Here is an 18,873-nt window from a genome sequence, read left to right as displayed (position 1 = left end):
TGCATGAAGGCGGCAACCGCGCGAATCCCCAGGAGCTTACACCAGTAAGTGACTGGGGTGAGTAAGGGCAGCCAACGCACATGCAGCTTGAAGTATGACGGGGATAGAATCTCTGCTACAATCGTCGGCAGTCATGCACCGTAGTTGTGCTCGTTCACCGTGGTTGTTGCGTATGTCGTTGTTACGTGAAGTGTTACGTGAGTTGTTACGTAAATAGTGGCCCAGCAAACCCGTCTTACTGACCCTCTGAAAACTACACCGGCTGCTGTCCGGTCAGAGCGGATCTGGAGTTGTTCTTTTTATGTCATTTGATTCTCTCGGCCTGAGTGCCGATATTCTGCGCGCGATTGACGAGCAGGGTTATCGCGATCCTACTCCTGTTCAGCGTCAGGCGATTCCTGTCGTGCTGGAAGGGCGCGATTTAATGGCCAGCGCACAAACCGGTACGGGTAAAACAGCGGGCTTCACGCTGCCGTTATTACAATTGCTGACCAGCCGTGAAGCGCAGCATAAAGGGAAAGGTCGCCGTCCGGTACGTGCGCTGATCCTGACGCCAACCCGTGAGTTGGCTGCGCAGATTGATGAAAATGTGAAGGCGTATAGCAAGTATCTGAGCCTGCGTTCACTGGTCGTATTTGGTGGGGTGAGCATTAACCCACAGATGATGAAACTGCGCGGTGGCGTAGATATTCTGGTGGCAACGCCGGGACGTCTGCTCGATTTGGAGCATCAGCGCGCCGTTGACCTGTCACAGGTTGAAATTCTGGTGCTGGATGAAGCGGACCGTATGCTGGACATGGGCTTCATTCACGACATTCGCCGAGTGCTGGCGAAGCTGCCTGCTAAACGTCAAAACCTGCTGTTCTCCGCGACTTTCTCTGATGAGATCAAAGCGCTGGCGAACAAGCTGCTGACTAATCCTGCCTCGGTTGAAGTCGTGCGTCGTAATACGCCGTCTGAACTGGTTACGCAGCACGTGCATTTTGTTGATAAACGCCGCAAGCGTGAACTGTTGTCACAGCTGATTGGTGAAAATAACTGGCAGCAGGTGCTGGTGTTTACCCGCACCAAGCACGGCGCTAACCATCTGGCTGAGCTGCTGGAAAAAGACGGTATTACCGCTGCCGCTATCCACGGCAATAAAAGTCAGGGGGCGCGTACTCGTGCACTGGCGAATTTCAAAGACGGCAGCATTCGTGTGCTGGTGGCGACGGATATCGCCGCGCGTGGTCTGGATATCGATCAACTGCCGCACGTGGTGAACTATGAGCTGCCAAACGTGCCGGAAGATTACGTTCACCGTATCGGCCGTACTGGTCGTGCGGAAGCGACGGGTGAAGCGCTGTCACTGGTCTGTGTGGATGAGCACAAACTGCTGCGCGACATCGAGCGTCTGTTGAAGCGTGAGATTCCACGTATCGCTATCGAAGGCTACGAGCCGGATCCGTCCATCAAGGCCGAGCCGATTGTGAATGGCCGTCAGGGCAACCGTGGCGGCGGCGGTGCGCGTAATGCCTCTCCTCGCGCACAGTCTGGCGCGCCACGCGGTCAGGGTGAACGCCGTCCGGCCGACGGCAATCGACAGCCGCGTAAAGCGGGCGGTAATAGCGATAGCCCGTGGGGTGGGAATAAAGGCAATAGCGGTAAGGGCAGTGGCGAAGGCCAACGCCGCGCGCCGCGTCCGCAAAATCGCAGTAAGCCAGCGGACAAGTAAAATAGATAGGGAGCCCAGCGGCTCCCTTTTTTATCGCGTTATTTCGCCGTGGCAGGTTGTACGGTCGGATGGCGTGGACGATAGAACATCACCGCGTTGCCCGCCAGAATCAACAGCAGGCCGATAAGCGCGTTGGGCCGCCACTGGTAGTCTTCAAATAGTGTCGAAATCGACAGCGCCACCAGCGGAAAGAGTAGCGTGGTATACGCTGCCTGACTGGCACCGATGCGACCGATCAGGCTGAAGTAGGCACCGAAGCCGATGACCGAACCAAAGATAGCCAGATAGAACAGGGAACCCAGATAGCTGGCGCTGTACTCCGGTGCGAAGCTATACCCCTGAATCAGGCTGAACAACCCCATCCATAGCGCACCATATCCCATGCCCCAGCCGTTGGTCGTCAGTATATCGCGGCCCTGTCGCTGGTGCTGGGCGCTAATCATATTGCCGAGCGAGAAGCAGTAGGTGCCCAGAACGCTCAATCCCACGCCCCACAGCAGATAGGGTTGCGCGTCGATTTGCATCAGGTCATGCCAGAACAGCGCGACGATGCCGATCAGCCCGAGCGGTGTGGCGATCGCCACGTTGCGTGTTAACGGCTGGCCGAAGAAAATACGACTATTAAAGGCGTTAAACAGTACCGCCATCGAAAAAATGATGGATTCCAATCCGCTCGAAATCCAGGCGATGGCGTGGTAAAAACAGAGAAAGTTGACGCCGAATACGCATAGCCCTTGTACCATACACAGCAGGTGAGCGCGTGACGAAAGCGCACGCAGGCGGCGCGTCAGGGCCAGAAACGTCAGCAAGATGGCCGATGCCAGCGCAAAGCGCCAGAAAACGGAGATTTCGGCAGCGACCTCGCCGTGTTGCAGGCTAATCGCGATCCAGGTTGTGCCCCAAATCAGGACGACAGAAAAATAGAGCAAGGTATTCATTGAGTGATTCCGCATGAGTGAATAGCGGCAGTATGGCGCGTGCGTTTGTTGCGGGCTTTCAGCACCTTGCGGTGAATAACAGAATCTTGCGGTTAAGTGAAAAACGGAGGCAGTAATGCATCGTTATAAAGCGTTCGATACCATGCTGCATCATAAAACCGAACTGCGCGACACCGTCGAACTGACCTCCGGCGTGCGGCTGGCTGCATGGTTTAATCGCCACGATCGCGTCACGATGGAAAACACTGAACACCATACGCTCAGCCTTTATACCGCCGGTGGCTATGAGAGCTATCATAAAACGGCGGACGGCTGGCATAACGGTGGCGGGCCGGATCGTTTCTGCCTGATGCCGAAACAAAGCTCGTCGACCTGGGACATTCGTGGCGACCTCGATTTTGTGCACCTGTATTTTGACGATACGCACTTGCGGCAACTGGCCGAGCAAACCTGGGATCGCAGTCCGGCATCAATCTGCACGGAAGAGCGGATATTTGGTAGCGATCCGTTGATTACCTCGCTGTATCGGCAATTTCTGCTCAGTAATCGCTGGGACGATTCGGCGAACCAGCTTGTGCTGAGTAGTGCCGCGACGCTGTTAATGATTCAGGTGCTGCGTGGCTACACCCAGTTGCAGTGGGAACTGCCGACGGTGCGCGGCGGATTGGCACCCTCGGTACTACAGCGCAGCAAGATGCAAATTGAGGCACATCTCGATCAGCCGCTGACGCTACAGACGCTGGCGGCGGAAGCGGGGCTTAGCGAGTTTCACTTCGCACGCATGTTTCGCCAGAGTGTGGGAATGGCACCGCATCAGTATGTGCTGAAACAGCGACTGGCCCGTGCGGAAGCGCTCGTGCGCCACGGTACGCAGCCGATCACGGACATCGCGCTGGCCTGCGGGTTCAGTTCCGCCAGCCACCTAAGCCACCAATTCAAAAAGGAATATGGTCTGACGCCGTCGGCGCTGAGACTGGCGCAGAAGTAGACCGGAAAACGTAGACGGGCAAACAGTCAGTGAGGCGTTATTGAGGCGGACGAGAGTCCGCCTCACGCTTTTCTGGACGCGATTATTTCGCCGCCAGCAGGCATAAATTCAGCGCCACTTCATACGATTTCACAAATGACGGCACGGGTAAAAACTCAAAGCGCGAATGGAAATTGTGCGCACCGGTAAAGAAGTTCGGCGTGAGCAATCCTTTGGCGGACAGCGCCGCGCCGTCCGTGCCGCCACGCATTGGCGTCACTTTGGGTTCAATGCCCAGCGTGTCCAGTGCGGCAAACAGCAGATCGATGGCGCGGCGATCGTCGGTGATGGCGTTGCTGATATTGCTGTAGATATCGGTGAGGGTATAGGTCACGCTGCCAGTCGGGTACTGTGCGGCAATCTTCTCTGCGATTGCGGCAATCTGCTGCTTCCGCTGTTCAAACGCGGCTAAATCAAAATCGCGGATAGACGCTTTGAGCTTCGCTTCATTGGCGTTCGCCGTCAGATCGTTAAACCAGACATAACCCTCGCGTCCCTCCGTGTGCTCAGGCGTCTGCTGGCGATCGAACTGGCTGATAAAGTCATGCGCCATGAGCAACGGGTTAACCAGTACGCCTTTCGCCGACATCGGGTGCGCGGGCACACCGGTAAAGCGAATTTCTGCGGAAGCCGCATTGAAGTTCTCATACACCACTTCACCCAGCTCGCAGCAGTCGATGGTGTAGGCAAAATCAACATCGAAGCGTCTGAGATCGAGCGCTTTCGCCCCACGCAGCCCAATTTCTTCATCCGGCACGAAGGCTACCACGATATCGCCGTGCGGCGTCGCGTCGGTCAGGTTCTCCATGAGCGTCATGACCACGGTAACGGCGGCCTTGTTGTCCGCGCCGAGTACGCTGGTGCCGTCGCTAAAAATAATGTTCTGCCCAACATACGGTAGAATTTCCGGGTGTTCCGCCGTGCGTAGCCAGATGTTCTGTTCGGTATTCAGACACAGGTCTTCACCGGTAAAACGCAGCGTTTGCGGGTGAATATGCGGCGACAGGCCGACGTCAACCGTATCGATATGCGTAATAAAACCGATGCGCGGTGCGGACGGACAGTTACCCGGTTTTACGGCCGTCACGGTGGCGTGCTCATCAATCACCACATCCTGTAGGCCCAGCGCTCGCAGCTCATCCGCCAGCAGTCGTGCCATCTCATGCTGTTCCGGTGTGCTAGGCAACGTTGTCGAACTGGCATCGCTTTGGCTGGTGACGGCGAGGTAACGGTAAAAACGTGTGCTGAGCTGATGAGCTAAACGGTCTGTCATAACGAATCCTTTTTATTCAGTAATAGCTATGATTGTTATCCTAACGTAGAAATTATTTCATTTGAGGGTTTTATTTGTCATTTTATCGTCATGATTTTTATAACGGTGTGGTGGAACACAAATAACAAGCGAGGACTGGAATGAAAAAAGCAGGAATACGATTGACTCTGGCAGCGTTGACGCTGGCGGTCGCCTCAGCGGCCTCGGCGAATACGCTGGTGTACTGCTCTGAAGGATCGCCGGAAAACTTTAACCCGCAGCTTTACACTTCCGGCACCAGCGTGGATGCCAGCGCCGTGCCGATTTATAACCGTCTGGTGGATTTCAAAGTGGGCACCACGGAGCTGGTGCCGAGTCTGGCAGAACGCTGGGACATCAGCGCCGATGGCCGCGTCTATACCTTCCATTTGCGCAAAGGTGTGAAATTCCAGAGCAATAAATACTTCAAACCTTCGCGTGATTTTACCGCCGACGACGTTATTTTCTCCTTCATGCGGCAAAAAGATCCGCAGCACCCTTACCACAGCGTCTCGAAAGGCACTTATGCCAATTTTGAAAGCTTGTCCTTTGGCTCGTTGATTCAGAGCATCGAGAAAGTGGATGATCACACGGTGCGCTTTACGCTCTCTCATGCGGAAGCCCCGTTTCTGGCTGATTTAGCCTGGTACTTCGCGTCTATTCTCTCTGCGGAATATGCCGATGCGATGCTTAAAGCCGGGACGCCGGAGCGCGTGGACATGGAGCCGATTGGCACCGGACCTTTTGAATTAGCGCAGTATCAGAAAGATTCCCGCATCTTGTTTAAAGCGTTTCCTGCCTATTGGGAAGGTAAGGCCAAGCTGGATCGGCTGATTTTCACTATCACACCGGATGCCTCCGTGCGGTACGCCAAGCTGGAGAAGAATGAGTGTCAGGTGATGCCGTTCCCTAATCCCGCCGACCTGCCGCGCATGAAAGAAAACAAGGATATCGTGCTGATGCAGAAAGCGGGATTGAACACCGGCTTCCTGTCGTTCAATACCCAGAAGGCACCGACGGACAATGTGAAAGTGCGGCAGGCGTTAACGATGGCGATTAACAAGCCGGCGATTATCGAAGCCGTTTTCCAGGGAACCGGAACGGCGGCGAAAAACCTGCTGCCGCCGGGCGTCTGGAGCGCCGACAGTGATCTGAAGGATTATGACTACGATCCCGAGAAGGCGAAGGCGTTACTGAAAGAAGCCGGCTTGGCGGAAGGCACCACTATCGAACTGTGGGCGATGCCGGTACAGCGTCCGTACAATCCGAACGCTCGCCGGATGTCGGAGATGATTCAGGCTGACTGGGCGAAAGTCGGTGTGCAAGCCAAAATTGTCACCTTCGAGTGGGGTGAATACCTGAAAAGGGTGAAAGGCGGTGAGCATCAGGCGGCATTGATGGGCTGGACAACGGCAACGGGCGATCCTGATAACTTCTTCGGGCCGCTCTTTACCTGTACGGCGGCCAACGGCGGCTCCAACTCGGCGAAATGGTGTTATGCGCCGTTTGATAAAATCATTATCGAAGCGCGCGCTTCACAGGATCACGAACAGCGTATTGCTTTGTACAAGCAGGCGCAGCAGATGATGCACGATCAGGCTCCGGCCGTCATGATTGCGCATTCCACCATCTTTGAACCCGTGCGTAAGGAAGTGACCGGGTATGAGGTCGACCCGTTCGGTAAGCATATTTTCTATCAGGTAGACGTGAAGAAGTAAGAGGCAGTGAAAACGGCACGCCGCACGGCGTGCCTGACTCTGGCGTAGCGTTACTCGGTTTCGTCACCGTAATACAGCTTACCGATGCGGATAATATCGCGCCCCTGTGATTTGCGATGCTTATTGGAATCGCGCAGGGAATAAATGCAGCCGCAATACTCCTGTTGATAGAAACGTTCGCGTTTGCTGATTTCGATCATGCGTGACGAGCCGCCGCCTTTGCGCCAGTTGTAATCCCAGTAGGTGATGCCGGGATATTTCTGCGCAGCGTTCTGTCCGCATTCGGTAATCTGCTGCATGTTTTTCCAGCGTGAAATCCCCAGCGAACTGGAAATGACGCTAAACCCGTTTTCTGCGGCGTACAGCGCTGTGCGCTCAAAGCGCATATCAAAACACATGGTGCAGCGAATACCGCGTTCCGGTTCCCATTCCATGCCTTTAGCGCGCTCGAACCAGTTATCCGAATCGTAATCTGCATCAATGAAAGGCACGTTATGCTGTTCAGCGAAGCGGATGTTTTCCTCTTTTCGGATCAGATATTCACGCTGCGGGTGGATATTGGGGTTATAAAAGAAAATGGTGTAGTCGATGCCAGAAGCGGTGATGGCTTCCATAACTTCACCAGAGCAGGGCGCACAGCAGGAATGCAGCAGCAGTTTGTCTGCGCTGTTGGGCAGTGAAAGCTGCGGACGTTTAAATTCTGCGGTTTTGACATTCGACATAAAAAATAGCCACTTCGTTGTGGTCCGTAAGGACGGTGTCGGTACAAATTCGTCACGAATTATTGATGATATGTTCACAAGAGGCAACCTCATGGCCTGCCCAGCGTTATCTTTCCCGTTGCGTTCCCCGTACAATACCCCCTAAGATTGCCTGCTTTTTTTGGCCTGAATGGCTGTGATTAACGATCTAATGGTTACCGAGTAGCGTTATGCGTGTTCTGCTTGCCCCGATGGAAGGGGTTCTCGACTCATTAGTGCGAGAACTGCTGACTGAAGTAAATGATTATGACCTGTGCATCACCGAATTTTTACGTGTGGTGGATCAGTGCCTGCCGGTTAAATCCTTTTATCGCCTTTGCCCGGAACTACAGCATGCCAGCCGTACGCCGTCAGGCACGCTGGTGCGCGTACAGCTACTGGGGCAATATCCACAGTGGCTGGCGGAAAATGCGGCGCGGGCGGTGGATCTGGGCTCATATGGTGTCGATCTTAACTGCGGCTGCCCGTCGAAGCTGGTGAACGGCAGCGGGGGCGGGGCGACGCTGTTGAAAGATCCCGAGCTGATTTATCGGGGCGCAAAAGCGATGCGTGAGGCGGTGCCTGCGCATTTGCCGGTCACAGTGAAAATTCGTCTGGGCTGGGATTCCGGCGCTCGCCAGTTTGAAATTGCCGACGCGGTGCAGCAGGCAGGAGCGACTGAACTGGCCGTGCATGGCCGCACGAAGGAAGATGGTTATAAAGCCGAATGCATTAACTGGCAGGCAATCGGGGAAATCCGCCAGCGATTGCAGATTCCGGTGATCGCCAACGGCGAAATCTGGGACTGGCAGAGCGCGCAGGACTGTATGGCGACAACGGGCTGCGATGCGGTGATGATTGGGCGGGGCGCGCTGAATGTACCGAACCTGAGCCGCGTGATTAAGTATAACGAACCGCGTATGCCGTGGCCGGAGGTCATGCTGCTGCTACAAAAATATGTGCAGTTGGAAAAGCAGGGTGACACGGGACTGTATCACGTCGCACGCATCAAACAGTGGCTCGGCTATTTGCGTAAAGAGTACGACGACGCCACCGAGTTATTCAGCGAGATCCGCACGTTGAAGACCTCGGCGGATATTGCCCGTGTGATTGGTGAGCCATAAGTGCTCACTGCTTCCTTACGCGTTATTTCTCTCTCTTCTTTTTCCCCTCTCTATATTCCTGACAATAGCTGTTCAGATTTAACGCACCTCATCACTCTCCCGCTGGCCTGTACTTTACTTTACGAATCGGTTGGCGGTATAACACTCCATCTATCTGGAAGTTTAGACGTCTATAATGAAAGGTCATCATGGAACAACACGCATCAGGCACGGAAGGGCAGTTTAAGCGCACCATGAAAGCTCGCCATTTGGTGATGCTTTCGCTCGGTGGCGTCATCGGCACCGGTCTGTTTTTTAATACGGGCTACATTATTTCCACGACGGGCGCGGCCGGGACGCTATTGGCGTATCTGATCGGCGCGCTGGTGGTGTATCTGGTGATGTTGAGTCTGGGTGAGCTGTCCGTCGCGATGCCGGAAACCGGGGCGTTTCATGTGTATGCGTCCCGCTATCTCAGCCCGGCTACAGGTTATACCGTGGCGTGGCTGTATTGGCTGACGTGGACGGTTGCACTGGGCTCTAGCCTGACCGCCGCCGGTTTTTGCATGCAGTATTGGTTCCCGCAGGTGCCGGTCTGGACCTGGTGTTTGCTGTTTTGTGTGCTGATCTATCTGCTGAATATCGTGTCGTCCCGCTTCTTTGCCGAAGGGGAATTCTGGTTCTCTATCGTTAAAGTCGTCACGATTCTCGCTTTTATTGTGCTCGGCGCAGGTGCGATGTTTGGTTTTATTCCGATGCAGGACGGTTCACCTGCGCCGTTCTTCCAGAACATTACCGCGTCGGGCTGGTTCCCACACGGCGGCCTGCCGATCCTGATGACGATGGTGGCGGTAAACTTCGCTTTCTCCGGTACGGAGCTGATCGGCATCGCAGCGGGAGAAACCGAGAATCCGCAGAAGGTAGTGCCGATGGCGATTCGTACTACCGTTGCGCGACTGGTGATCTTCTTCCTGGGCACTGTGCTGGTACTGGCAGCGATCATTCCGATGGAAGAGGCTGGTATCGCGAAAAGTCCGTTTGTGCTGGTATTTGAAAAGATTGGTATTCCTTACGCCGCCGACATTTTTAATTTCGTGATTTTGACGGCGATCCTGTCTGCCGCTAACTCGGGGCTGTATGCCTCGGGACGTATGCTGTGGTCGCTGTCCAACGAAGGTACGTTGCCGCGCCGTTTTTCTCGTCTGACGCGTCGTGGTATTCCGCTTTTTGCTATTTCCGTCAGTATGCTGGGCGGGCTGCTGGCGCTGTTTTCCAGCGTGGTCGCGCCGGATACCGTCTATGTGGCACTGTCCGCGATTTCTGGTTTTGCCGTAGTGGCGGTGTGGCTGAGCATCTGCGCCTCGCACTATATGTTCCGCCGCCATCATGTTCGCTCGGGAAAACCGCTTTCGGATCTGCAATATCGCGCCCCTTGGTTCCCCATCACGCCGATTCTTGGTTTCCTATTGTGCCTGCTGGCCTGCGTCGGGCTGGCGTTTGACCCAAGCCAGCGGATTGCACTGTGGTGTGGAATTCCGTTTGTCGCGCTGTGTTATGGTGCTTATTATTTCACGCAGTCAATGAAGAAACGTAGATTAACGGGAGCGGAAGACATTGCGTAAAAATACGGTTACCGAAATGCTGGCGACGGCCTCAACGATTGTGCTGGACGGCGCGTTGGCGACCGAACTGGAAGCGCGCGGCTGTGATTTAACGGATCCGCTGTGGTCGGCGAAAGTGCTGGTTGAAAACCCGGCGCTGATTTATCAGGTGCATCTCGATTATTTCAAAGCCGGGGCGCAGTGTGCGATTACCGCCAGCTATCAGGCGACACCGCAAGGGTTTAAGGCGCGTGGGTATAGCGAAGTGGAATCACTGGCGCTGATTGCTAAGAGCGTACAGCTAGCGGCGCAGGCGCGGGATGATTACCGTCGCGATAATCCGCAGGCTGGAACGCTGCTGGTGGCGGGATCGGTGGGGCCGTACGGTGCCTATCTGGCGGATGGTTCGGAGTATCGCGGTGATTACCAACTGCCGCAGGCCGAGATGATGGCGTTTCATCGGCCGCGTATAGCGGCGTTGCACGAGGCAGGTGCCGATCTGTTGGCCTGCGAGACGCTGCCGTCTTTTGCTGAAATAGAGGCATTGATTGCGTTACTGGCCGAGTTCCCTCAGGCGCAGGCCTGGTTCTCTTTCACGCTGCGTGACAGCGAGCACCTCAGCGACGGCACGCCATTGCGTACGGTGCTGGCGCGGGTCAACGCCTGCTCGCAGGTGGTCGCTGTGGGTATCAACTGCATCGCGCTGGAAAACGTGACGCCAGCGCTGACGCACCTGTCCTCGCTGACGGATTTGCCGTTGGTGGTTTATCCCAATTCCGGCGAGCAGTATGATGCGGTAACGAAAACCTGGAGCAGCGCCCACGATGATGCCTGCTCGTTGACCGCGTATTTGCCCGAGTGGCAGGCAGCTGGCGCACGGCTGATTGGCGGCTGTTGCCGCACCACGCCCGCCGATATCGCCGGTATTGCACGCTGCTGCCAGCATGAGGGGCAGCACTAAATAAGGGGGATGCCGTGATGGAAAATGATGTGAATCTGCAACAGGCGTACTCGCTTGCCAGACAACGCGTAGCGCCAGATGTGCCGGTAACGGTGCTGTACATTGGCGAGCAGCAGACGACGGTTGTCTGTGGGACGTCATCACAGCCGTCGGCAACCCTGCAATTGACCATCGGTTTTGACAAAACGGCGGCAGCGTTTTTCAGGCATCTTCCCCCAACGCCGGACGAAATGGAGCGGGCGATCATGGCGGTAGAGGATGAAGTGACGCGCATTCGCCACGATATTCCTGCGGATTCCGTTCTGTTTTCTTTCGACCCTGCCTTGGTCACTATTGCTCAGATTTCGGGAGCAGAAGAAGAGGAAGCAGGTTGGCGCTTGCCGCAGGATGACATGGAGCGGACATTTAAACGTCTGGAGCGCGTCATGCTGGGGAGCCCGGCTACCTGGGAGGGAATTCCGCTAGAGAATGCCTTCTCCGCCCGATTGCTGATTTTGCGTGAGTTTATGCACCATCACGGCTTCAATTCTGCACTGATTTTGCTATTACCAGCAGTTGCGGCGTGAAGAACTAGCGGTTTTTCTCTTCTCAGCTACTATTAACGGCGGTCAGCGTCCAGCAAGGGCGCTGACCGCCTTTTTTTGATGGGAAATCGCCGATGGCATTCGTCGACAGGCATTCTCTGACAGGAAATTGCGCTCGGGACATCTGACGTTGTAAGGTAATAACGCGGCCTGACTATCGAGTTAATGCTATCGCGACAATCAATGTGATCGCGATAGTGCTATTGCAGTGTCAGGATGTGACAGGACGTAAGGCGTTAATCAAGGAGGATGAGAGGACGGCCCTTGGGCCATATTATGTTACCTGTATGATCTATTTTGCGGATGACCGAATCTTTATTATCTTGAATTTCCGTATGGCAGCGTAATAAAACGCTGTTTCGATATGGCGGGGAGTCAATGTTATTTCAGGGAATCCAGTGAGGGGAAAGAACATGGTTGAACATTTCACAGGGAAATATGAAGTTGAACTTAAATTTCGCATCGACGATATAGCCGTTTTCAGGAATACGCTTTTTAGCCTTCATCCCGAGGCTTTCGTCTTTGAAAATAAAGAACATGATGTTTATTACGATGATGCAGAGAATCGCCTGCAACAGCAAAATATCAAAATGCTGGTGCGCCGCATGGAGCCATCAGGCATTAAGCTCTGGATTGTGAAAGGGCCGGGCATCGACCGCTGTGAAGCGGTTAACGTTGAAGGCTTTGAAAAAACTGACAGCATGTTACAGACGTTGGGGTATCGACCTCTTTTTGAAATTCATAAAATCCGCAGCATCTACTTTTTAAACGCCTTCCATATTACGCTCGATTATATTGAATCACTGGGTTATTTCGTGGAAATATCGGTGATGACCGATGATGAGAACCAGTTGAAAGCACTCAGAGAACGGTGTATAGAGTGTGCGTTACGGCTTCAATTGCCATTGGATAATATTGAAACGAAATCTTATTATCAATTATTAGGTTTTAATTAATTGTTCTTTTCTGGTTATTGAATTGTTGTTTTTATTGTTCTATTTGCACACGGGGAAATGATGAAAAAATCTATTTCGGCGGCGCTGGCTACGTTAGTAATGGCGTTCTCTCTGTCTGTTCATGGTAGTGATGTGGTGCACTATAAAGACGGTGCCTACATCGGTAAAGCGCAGGGGAAGGCGGCAGACGTTGAGGTCACGGTCAGCATTAAAGACGGGAAGATTGCTAATGCTGAAGTGCTGAAGCATGGCGATACCGAAGCGATGATGCTGAGCGCGACGGATCAGATTGTGCCGGAACTCATTGAGAAGCAGGACATTAACAAGGTGGATGCGGTAACGGGGGCAACGTTATCGAGCCAGGGCGTGATTAATGCGGTGAAACAGGCGCTGGAACAGGCCAAAGTCACACCGTAGTCACACCGGTTTTTGGCTATCACCGTTGATGACGGCCTGAGTGATGAAGGAGTCGTACTGCCGTGGAAAACCTGCTGATTATTCTGCGTCACACGCCTTATTGGGTGTGGATCGTTTTGGGTTATCTGATTTATGCCGGCGTAAAAGCCAGCCAGCCGCGGCAGCAATCGCTGGTACGGATGTTAGTTGTGCCGATGATTTTTATGGCGTGGGGCATCAGCGCGATTTTTCATACGCTGCAGCTCCCGCTTGCGGCCGCGGGTGGATTTCTGCTGGCGTTGATTATTGGGCTGGGCATCGGCTGGGCGTGGGGGAAAACGTCAGGCATTTACTTGCCGGAATCGCACCGTTTTCAACGTATCGGTTCGTGGTGGCCGTTGGCCTTAATGCTGCTGACGTTTTGTTCTCGTTTCTATTTTTCCGTCCAACTGGCCCGGTTTCCGGCGTTGGCACATGACCCCGCGTTCTGCCTGCTGTCCGGCGCGGCGAGTGGGATTACCGCGGGGATATTCAGCGGCGTCAGCCTGCGTTTGCTCAACCACATGCGCAAAATAAGACCGTTTCTGACGTAACACGATAAAAAACAGTAGGTTGCTCAAACCGTCTGTCAACATTTGTCACAAAGCTTTTCTGCTGCATGAGTGCGTAGGGAAGGGCGGTAAATTATAATGCCGCTGCCCATCCCTTTCATTTAACAGAATACTGTTTAAGTTATTGAAGAATGACTAAAGATTTTAAGCTTTCTCTTTTTGGCCTGTTGGTGCTATCAACCCATGCTGTGATGTTGCCTCAGGCTGTGGCGAAAGCGCCGACGTACTCCGCTGGTACTGCGCATCAGGAAATTGCTTCCGGTAGCGCCATGGTGGTGGATCTGCGTGATAACCACATCCTTTATTCCAGTAATCCTGATGTGGTGGTGCCGATTGCTTCGGTGACGAAACTGATGACGGCGCTGGTGGTGCTGGATGCCAATCAACCGCTGGATGAAATTATCTCTGTCGATATCAGCCAGACGAAAGAAATGAAAGGGGTCTACTCGCGCGTTCGTCTGAACAGTGAGATCAGCCGTCGCGACATGCTGCTACTGGCGCTGATGTCATCAGAAAACCGCGCGGCGGCCAGTCTGGCGCACCACTATCCGGGCGGCTATCAGGCGTTTATCCGCGCGATGAATGCCAAAGCCCGTGCGTTGGGTATGGCCCACACGCGCTATGTGGAGCCAACTGGGCTGTCTATCAATAATGTCTCGACTGCCCGCGATCTCACCAAGCTCTTGATTGCCAGCAAGCAATATCCGCTGCTGGGCCAGCTTAGTACCACTCAGGAGAAAACCGCGACGTTCTCCCACCCGGCGTACAGCCAGCCGTTCAGAAACACGAACCATCTGGTCTATAAAGCGGACTGGAGCATTCAGCTCACCAAAACCGGCTTCACGAATCAGGCAGGACACTGTCTGGTGATGCGTACGGTCATTAACCAGCGGCCTGTTGCGCTAGTGGTGTTGGATGCCTTCGGTAAATATACGCACTTTGCGGATGCTAACCGCCTGCGCAAGTGGATGGAAACCGGTAAGGTCAGCGAGGTGCCTGCTGCCGCGTTGAGCTATAAGAAACAAAAATCACTGGCTTCCCGCCAACCGCAGAGCATGGCGAGTATCGAAACTGAATAATCAGTACTCCCCTTCCTGATGGTTTGGAAGGGGATGTCTTGACGGTGGCCGAGCGAGCCACCGCCTGCGACGGCCTGTCACGCTTGAGCGCGAAAATCTTCTATCACTTCACCCGCTTTTTTCACTTCATCATCATGCGCAGCTTCACGCCAGGTTTCCGCTAATGCATCCTGTAGCCAACGCTGCATAGCGGGCTGCGCTAGCAGATGGTCGCAATAGGCAGTGGCTTCCGGCGAAACGGGAAGCTGGTAAGTTTTGATACGGAAGACAACCGGTGCAAAGAAGGCGTCCACGGCTGAAAACTGTTTTCCTGTCAGAAACGGTCCGCCAAAGCGCGTCAGCCCTTCCTGCCACAGTTCGCAGATGCGAGTAATGTCATTGCTGAGGTCAGGCGATATGTCGTTCATTTTAACGCGCACGCCGCAGCTCATGGAGCAGGTGTTACGCAGTGCGGTAAAGCCGGAATGCATTTCGGCAGCGGCACAGCGTGCCCAGGCGCGTGTTTTGGCATCAGCAGGCCAGACGCCGGGATGTTGTTCAGCCAGATATTCGATAATCGCCAATGAATCCCAGACGGTGGTCTCGCCATCGATCAGGCAGGGAACTTTTGCCGTTGGAGAAAAGGCCTTAAATGCCGGCTGTGACATGCCCGGCGCAAAGGCAACCAGTTTCTCTTCGAAAGGAATCGACAGTGCTTTCAACAGCACCCACGGACGCAGTGACCAGGACGAATAGTTTTTATTGGCGATATACAGCTGATACATGTCTGATGCTCCTTGTGTTAACGAAGTCTTAGGATTAGCACGAAAGGTAGGAGAAATCATCCTCCTTGCCGCGGCTCGTCTATCGGTTTTGCGCGCCGCTATCAGGATGTTGGTGCAAACGGAAGGCAGGGAATGTGAATTATGCGTACCGTTTAGCATTATTCTTGCAGTTTTTATTAAATGAAACCTCAATAAATGCACTATATTACGCGCTGTGCATTTGAGTGCGTCGGTGCGGCAACCACTATCGGGAAGCCTTATTCGCTTAAGGCAAGAGAAGGTGTTTTTCGCCTTGTCAGAGAAGGGATGTGACCGTCGGAATCTTCAACCTGTCTTGTGCTTCAGCGCCTTATTCTGTTCTGCTCTGACGCCTGGATTGACTGGGTCTTTATAACGAATGAAATGGCTTACTTCACTGACTATAGCAATTGGACTTGCTTGTAATCCGGCGTTTGCGCAGGAACTGACGTCTGCGCCGACCTCACTATCGCCTTCACATCAGCAACGTGATGCGTTTGTCACGGATCTGCTGAAAAAAATGACGCTGGAAGAGAAGATCGGCCAGCTCCGATTAATCAGCGTCGGGACGGATAACCCGAAAGAAGCCATTCGGGAAATGATCCGAAATGGTCAGGTTGGCGCGATTTTTAATACGGTGACCCGCCCGGACATCCGTGCGATGCAAGATCAGGTCATGCAACTCAGCCGCCTGAAGATTCCCCTGTTTTTTGCCTACGACGTGGTACACGGCCAGCGCACCATTTTCCCTATCGCACTGGGATTGGCCTCCAGTTGGGATATGGATGCGATTGCGAAAAGTGCGCGTGTAGCGGCATATGAAGCGACGGAAGACGGTCTGAACATGACCTGGGCACCGATGGTGGATATCACCCGCGATCCGCGTTGGGGCCGCGTGTCGGAAGGCTTCGGTGAAGATACCTGGTTGACCAGCAAAATTGCCGGTGTGGTAGTCAAATCCTTTCAGGGTGATGATGTAACGGGACGCCACTCGCTGATGACCAGCGTAAAACACTACGCGCTCTACGGTGCGGTGGAAGGCGGACGCGACTATAACACCGTGGACATGAGCCCTCAGCGCATGTTCCAGGATTATATGCCGCCTTACAAAGCGGCGATTGACGCGGGCAGCAGCGGCGTGATGGTCGCGCTGAACTCAATCAACGGTACGCCAGCTACCTCCAACAGCTGGTTGCTGAAAGACGTTCTGCGCGATCAGTGGAATTTCAAAGGCATCACCATTACCGATCACGGCGCGATTAAAGAGCTGATTAAGCACGGCGTGGCCAGCGATCCGCGTGATGCATCGCGTCTGGCGGTTAAATCCGGTATCGGCATGAGCATGAGCGACGAGTATTTCGTGCGCTATCTGCCTGAGCTGGTGAAAAGCGGCGCGGTGAGCGTGCAGGAGATCGACGATGCCTGCCGTCAGGTGCTGAACGTGAAATATGATATGGGGCTGTTTGAAGATCCGTATCGTCACTTGGGGCCGGTCGGTTCCGATCCGGTGGATACCAATGCGGAAAGTCGCTTACACCGTCTGGATGCGCGTGACGTGGCGCGTAAAAGCCTGGTGCTGTTGAAAAACCGCCTGCAAACGCTGCCGTTGAAGAAAGAAGGCACGATTGCCGTTGTGGGGCCATTAGCTGACAGCCAGCGCGATACGATGGGAAGCTGGTCTGCCGCGGGTGTCACGAAACAGACGATTACTGTTTATCAGGGCCTGAAGAATGCTGTCGGCGATAAAGCCACCATTCTCTATGCCAAAGGTGCCAACGTCAGTAATCACAAAGGCATTATCGATTTCCTGAATCAGTATGAAGATGCCGTTCAGGTGGATAAACGTCCGCCGCAGGTGATGATCGATGAAGCCGTTGCAGCAGCGAAGAAGGCGGATGTTGTGGTTGCAGTGGTCGGCGAAGCGGCCGGGATGGCGCATGAAGCATCCAGCCGTTCGAACATCGACCTGCCGCAAGGTCAGCGCGACCTGATTGCCGCGCTGAAAGCCACGGGTAAACCGCTGGTTCTGGTGCTGATGAACGGACGTCCTCTGGCGCTGGTGCGTGAAGATCAGCAGGCTGATGCGTTACTGGAAACCTGGTTCAGCGGTACGGAAGGGGGTAATGCGATCGCCGATGTGCTGTTTGGTGACTATAACCCGTCCGGCAAGCTGCCGATGTCCTTCCCACGTTCCGTCGGCCAGATCCCGATTTATTACAATCACCTGCCGTCAGGCCGTCCTTACACGCCGGAAAATCCAGGCAAATATACGTCTCACTACTACGATGAAGCCAACGGGCCACTCTATCCGTTCGGTTACGGCCTGAGCTACACCACGTTCAGCGTGTCAGACGTGCGTTTGTCCAGCCAGACCATGAAGCGTAACGGGACGATCAACGCCAGCGTAACGGTGAAAAACACCGGCAGCCGCGCAGGGGAAACGGTAGTACAGCTGTATCTCCATGATGTAGTGGCTTCCATCAGCCGTCCGCTGAAGGAGCTACGCGGTTTTGAGAAAGTGATGCTACAGCCGGGAGAATCCCGCACGGTCACGTTCACGCTCGATCAGGACGCGCTGAAGTTCTACAATGCCCGCATGCAGCAGGTGGTGGAACCCGGCAAATTCGATGTGATGATCGGTCTGGATTCACAGCGTGTGAAGAGCGACAGCTTCACCCTGCTATAATGATGTTCAGCTCGCCGCCGAAGACTCCGGCGGCGAGACGGATTGTGATGACCGTAATACAGAATCATTGTCGGAGAATCAGGTATTGCAGGAGAAGGGTATGCCGTTGACTGAAGTGGTGCTGGTTGATGAAAATGACAGGCCAACGGGCGTAATGGAAAAGCAGGAAGCGCATGTAAAAGGAGCATTACATCGTGCGATTACCGTCTATGTTTTCAACTCTCGCCAGCAGTTGTTATTGCAGCAGCGCGCAGAGGAGAAATACCACAGCGGCGGTTTATGGAGTAATACCTGCTGTAGCCATCCTGCGCCCGGTGAAGAGACGTTGCAGGCAGCACATCGCCGCTTGTATGAAGAAATGGGGTTACGCTGTGCGCTGACGCCGATGTTTACGCTGACCTATCGTTTGCCGCTGGATAACGGGCTGATTGAGCATGAGCTGGGGCATGTGTATTTTGGCGTGACGGACGACGTCCCGCAGATGAATCCTGATGAAGTGTCGAGCTATGCCTACCAGTCAATAGACGAGATTGCCCAGCAGATGGCGACGACGCCCGAACAATTTACGGCCTGGTTCCAACTGACCTTCGCACGTATCCCTGAGTACTGGCAGACGTTTCAGTCTGAACAACCAAATTAATTAAAGCGATGTGGATTGCCGCGTTTCCGTGCGGCACCGTTCGTGC

17 protein-coding genes are annotated in these 18,873 nt (G+C 54.1%); 13 read left to right on the top strand and 4 right to left on the bottom strand.

The genetic code is table 11. The features are described 5' to 3' along the window. Positions 1-301: 301 nt before the first annotated feature. On the top strand, positions 302-1,714 hold the full coding sequence (gene rhlE / locus MYB54_RS13805; RefSeq protein ID WP_039500532.1) for an ATP-dependent RNA helicase RhlE: 1,413 nt from the start codon (positions 302-304) through the stop codon (positions 1,712-1,714). Positions 1,715-1,752: 38 nt separating this feature from the next. Here rhlE and MYB54_RS13800 read toward each other — a convergent pair whose 3' ends face one another. After that, the gene (locus MYB54_RS13800; RefSeq protein ID WP_248720908.1) at positions 1,753-2,652 is read right to left on the bottom strand and encodes a DMT family transporter; all 900 of its coding nucleotides are present in this window, start codon (positions 2,650-2,652) and stop codon (positions 1,753-1,755) included. A 115-nt stretch (positions 2,653-2,767) separates the two neighbouring features. On the opposite strand from MYB54_RS13800, the gene MYB54_RS13795 reads away from it, so the two are divergent. Then, the gene (locus MYB54_RS13795) at positions 2,768-3,640 is read left to right on the top strand and encodes a helix-turn-helix domain-containing protein (protein ID WP_010280955.1); all 873 of its coding nucleotides are present in this window, start codon (positions 2,768-2,770) and stop codon (positions 3,638-3,640) included. 82 nt (positions 3,641-3,722) lie between these two features. On the opposite strand, the gene pepT is transcribed toward MYB54_RS13795, so the two are convergent. Further along, positions 3,723-4,952 carry a peptidase T gene (pepT, locus tag MYB54_RS13790; RefSeq protein ID WP_248720907.1) on the bottom strand — a complete coding sequence of 410 codons (1,230 nt, stop codon included), beginning with the start codon at positions 4,950-4,952 and terminating at the stop codon, positions 3,723-3,725. Between the two features lie 140 nt (positions 4,953-5,092). Between pepT and MYB54_RS13785 the strand changes: the two genes are divergently transcribed. Beyond that, entirely contained in the window at positions 5,093-6,688 is a 1,596-nt protein-coding gene (locus MYB54_RS13785; RefSeq protein ID WP_039468723.1) for an ABC transporter substrate-binding protein, read from the top strand. Between the two features lie 50 nt (positions 6,689-6,738). On the opposite strand, the gene MYB54_RS13780 is transcribed toward MYB54_RS13785, so the two are convergent. Then, entirely contained in the window at positions 6,739-7,410 is a 672-nt protein-coding gene (locus tag MYB54_RS13780) for an epoxyqueuosine reductase QueH (RefSeq protein WP_039287249.1), read from the bottom strand. Positions 7,411-7,619: 209 nt separating this feature from the next. Here MYB54_RS13780 and dusC point away from each other — a divergent pair, with 209 nt between their 5' ends. The 8 genes from dusC to pbpG all read left to right on the top strand — a co-directional run bounded on the left by dusC (position 7,620) and on the right by pbpG (position 14,719). Further along, on the top strand, positions 7,620-8,552 hold the full coding sequence (dusC, locus tag MYB54_RS13775; RefSeq protein WP_248720906.1) for a tRNA dihydrouridine(16) synthase DusC: 933 nt from the start codon (positions 7,620-7,622) through the stop codon (positions 8,550-8,552). Positions 8,553-8,740: 188 nt separating this feature from the next. After that, positions 8,741-10,153, top strand: coding sequence for an S-methylmethionine permease (gene mmuP, locus MYB54_RS13770; RefSeq protein ID WP_039519018.1), 1,413 nt, complete (start codon positions 8,741-8,743; stop codon positions 10,151-10,153). Further along, complete coding sequence (gene mmuM, locus MYB54_RS13765; protein WP_205563458.1) at positions 10,146-11,093, top strand: homocysteine S-methyltransferase; 948 nt, start codon at positions 10,146-10,148, stop codon at positions 11,091-11,093. The genes mmuP and mmuM overlap by 8 nt, the downstream gene beginning before the upstream one ends. Before the next feature lie 17 nt (positions 11,094-11,110). After that, positions 11,111-11,659, top strand: coding sequence for a hypothetical protein (locus MYB54_RS13760; protein WP_180774790.1), 549 nt, complete (start codon positions 11,111-11,113; stop codon positions 11,657-11,659). A gap of 431 nt (positions 11,660-12,090) precedes the next feature. Next, positions 12,091-12,633 carry a class IV adenylate cyclase gene (cyaB, locus tag MYB54_RS13755; protein ID WP_248720905.1) on the top strand — a complete coding sequence of 181 codons (543 nt, stop codon included), beginning with the start codon at positions 12,091-12,093 and terminating at the stop codon, positions 12,631-12,633. Between the two features lie 60 nt (positions 12,634-12,693). After that, the gene (locus MYB54_RS13750) at positions 12,694-13,050 is read left to right on the top strand and encodes an FMN-binding protein (protein ID WP_039287233.1); all 357 of its coding nucleotides are present in this window, start codon (positions 12,694-12,696) and stop codon (positions 13,048-13,050) included. A gap of 62 nt (positions 13,051-13,112) precedes the next feature. Next, the gene (locus MYB54_RS13745; RefSeq protein ID WP_248720904.1) at positions 13,113-13,622 is read left to right on the top strand and encodes a DUF6622 family protein; all 510 of its coding nucleotides are present in this window, start codon (positions 13,113-13,115) and stop codon (positions 13,620-13,622) included. A gap of 149 nt (positions 13,623-13,771) precedes the next feature. Further along, positions 13,772-14,719 (top strand): D-alanyl-D-alanine endopeptidase, encoded by a 948-nt coding sequence (pbpG, locus tag MYB54_RS13740; RefSeq protein WP_248720903.1) that lies wholly within the window; start codon positions 13,772-13,774, stop codon positions 14,717-14,719. Positions 14,720-14,796: 77 nt separating this feature from the next. Here pbpG and MYB54_RS13735 read toward each other — a convergent pair whose 3' ends face one another. Continuing rightward, the gene (locus MYB54_RS13735; protein ID WP_248720902.1) at positions 14,797-15,483 is read right to left on the bottom strand and encodes a glutathione S-transferase family protein; all 687 of its coding nucleotides are present in this window, start codon (positions 15,481-15,483) and stop codon (positions 14,797-14,799) included. A 397-nt stretch (positions 15,484-15,880) separates the two neighbouring features. On the opposite strand from MYB54_RS13735, the gene bglX reads away from it, so the two are divergent. Together bglX and idi are read left to right on the top strand one after the other, a co-directional pair. Next, positions 15,881-18,187, top strand: a complete 2,307-nt coding sequence (gene bglX / locus MYB54_RS13730) for a beta-glucosidase BglX (protein ID WP_039273032.1) — start codon at positions 15,881-15,883, stop codon at positions 18,185-18,187. A 100-nt stretch (positions 18,188-18,287) separates the two neighbouring features. Beyond that, positions 18,288-18,827 (top strand): isopentenyl-diphosphate Delta-isomerase, encoded by a 540-nt coding sequence (idi, locus tag MYB54_RS13725; RefSeq protein ID WP_039273042.1) that lies wholly within the window; start codon positions 18,288-18,290, stop codon positions 18,825-18,827. Positions 18,828-18,873 lie beyond the last annotated feature (46 nt).

The sequence above is a fragment of the Pectobacterium nicotianae genome, assembly GCF_023272715.1.
Taxonomy (GTDB): domain Bacteria; phylum Pseudomonadota; class Gammaproteobacteria; order Enterobacterales; family Enterobacteriaceae; genus Pectobacterium; species Pectobacterium brasiliense.
The sequence above is the reverse complement of the archived record's forward strand: the minus strand, read 5'-3'. Positions and strand labels throughout refer to the sequence as shown.

Bases quoted from the DNA above. Each gene is read 5' to 3' on its own strand.
- rhlE (WP_039500532.1), top strand. From the start codon at position 302: ATGTCATTTGATTCTCTCGGCCTGAGTGCCGATATTCTGCGCGCGATT.
- MYB54_RS13800 (WP_248720908.1), bottom strand. From the start codon at position 2,652: ATGAATACCTTGCTCTATTTTTCTGTCGTCCTGATTTGGGGCACAACC.
- MYB54_RS13795 (WP_010280955.1), top strand. From the start codon at position 2,768: ATGCATCGTTATAAAGCGTTCGATACCATGCTGCATCATAAAACCGAA.
- pepT (WP_248720907.1), bottom strand. From the start codon at position 4,952: ATGACAGACCGTTTAGCTCATCAGCTCAGCACACGTTTTTACCGTTAC.
- MYB54_RS13785 (WP_039468723.1), top strand. From the start codon at position 5,093: ATGAAAAAAGCAGGAATACGATTGACTCTGGCAGCGTTGACGCTGGCG.
- MYB54_RS13780 (WP_039287249.1), bottom strand. From the start codon at position 7,410: ATGTCGAATGTCAAAACCGCAGAATTTAAACGTCCGCAGCTTTCACTG.
- dusC (WP_248720906.1), top strand. From the start codon at position 7,620: ATGCGTGTTCTGCTTGCCCCGATGGAAGGGGTTCTCGACTCATTAGTG.
- mmuP (WP_039519018.1), top strand. From the start codon at position 8,741: ATGGAACAACACGCATCAGGCACGGAAGGGCAGTTTAAGCGCACCATG.
- MYB54_RS13760 (WP_180774790.1), top strand. From the start codon at position 11,111: ATGGAAAATGATGTGAATCTGCAACAGGCGTACTCGCTTGCCAGACAA.
- cyaB (WP_248720905.1), top strand. From the start codon at position 12,091: ATGGTTGAACATTTCACAGGGAAATATGAAGTTGAACTTAAATTTCGC.
- MYB54_RS13750 (WP_039287233.1), top strand. From the start codon at position 12,694: ATGAAAAAATCTATTTCGGCGGCGCTGGCTACGTTAGTAATGGCGTTC.
- pbpG (WP_248720903.1), top strand. From the start codon at position 13,772: ATGACTAAAGATTTTAAGCTTTCTCTTTTTGGCCTGTTGGTGCTATCA.
- MYB54_RS13735 (WP_248720902.1), bottom strand. From the start codon at position 15,483: ATGTATCAGCTGTATATCGCCAATAAAAACTATTCGTCCTGGTCACTG.
- bglX (WP_039273032.1), top strand. From the start codon at position 15,881: ATGAAATGGCTTACTTCACTGACTATAGCAATTGGACTTGCTTGTAAT.
- idi (WP_039273042.1), top strand. From the start codon at position 18,288: ATGCCGTTGACTGAAGTGGTGCTGGTTGATGAAAATGACAGGCCAACG.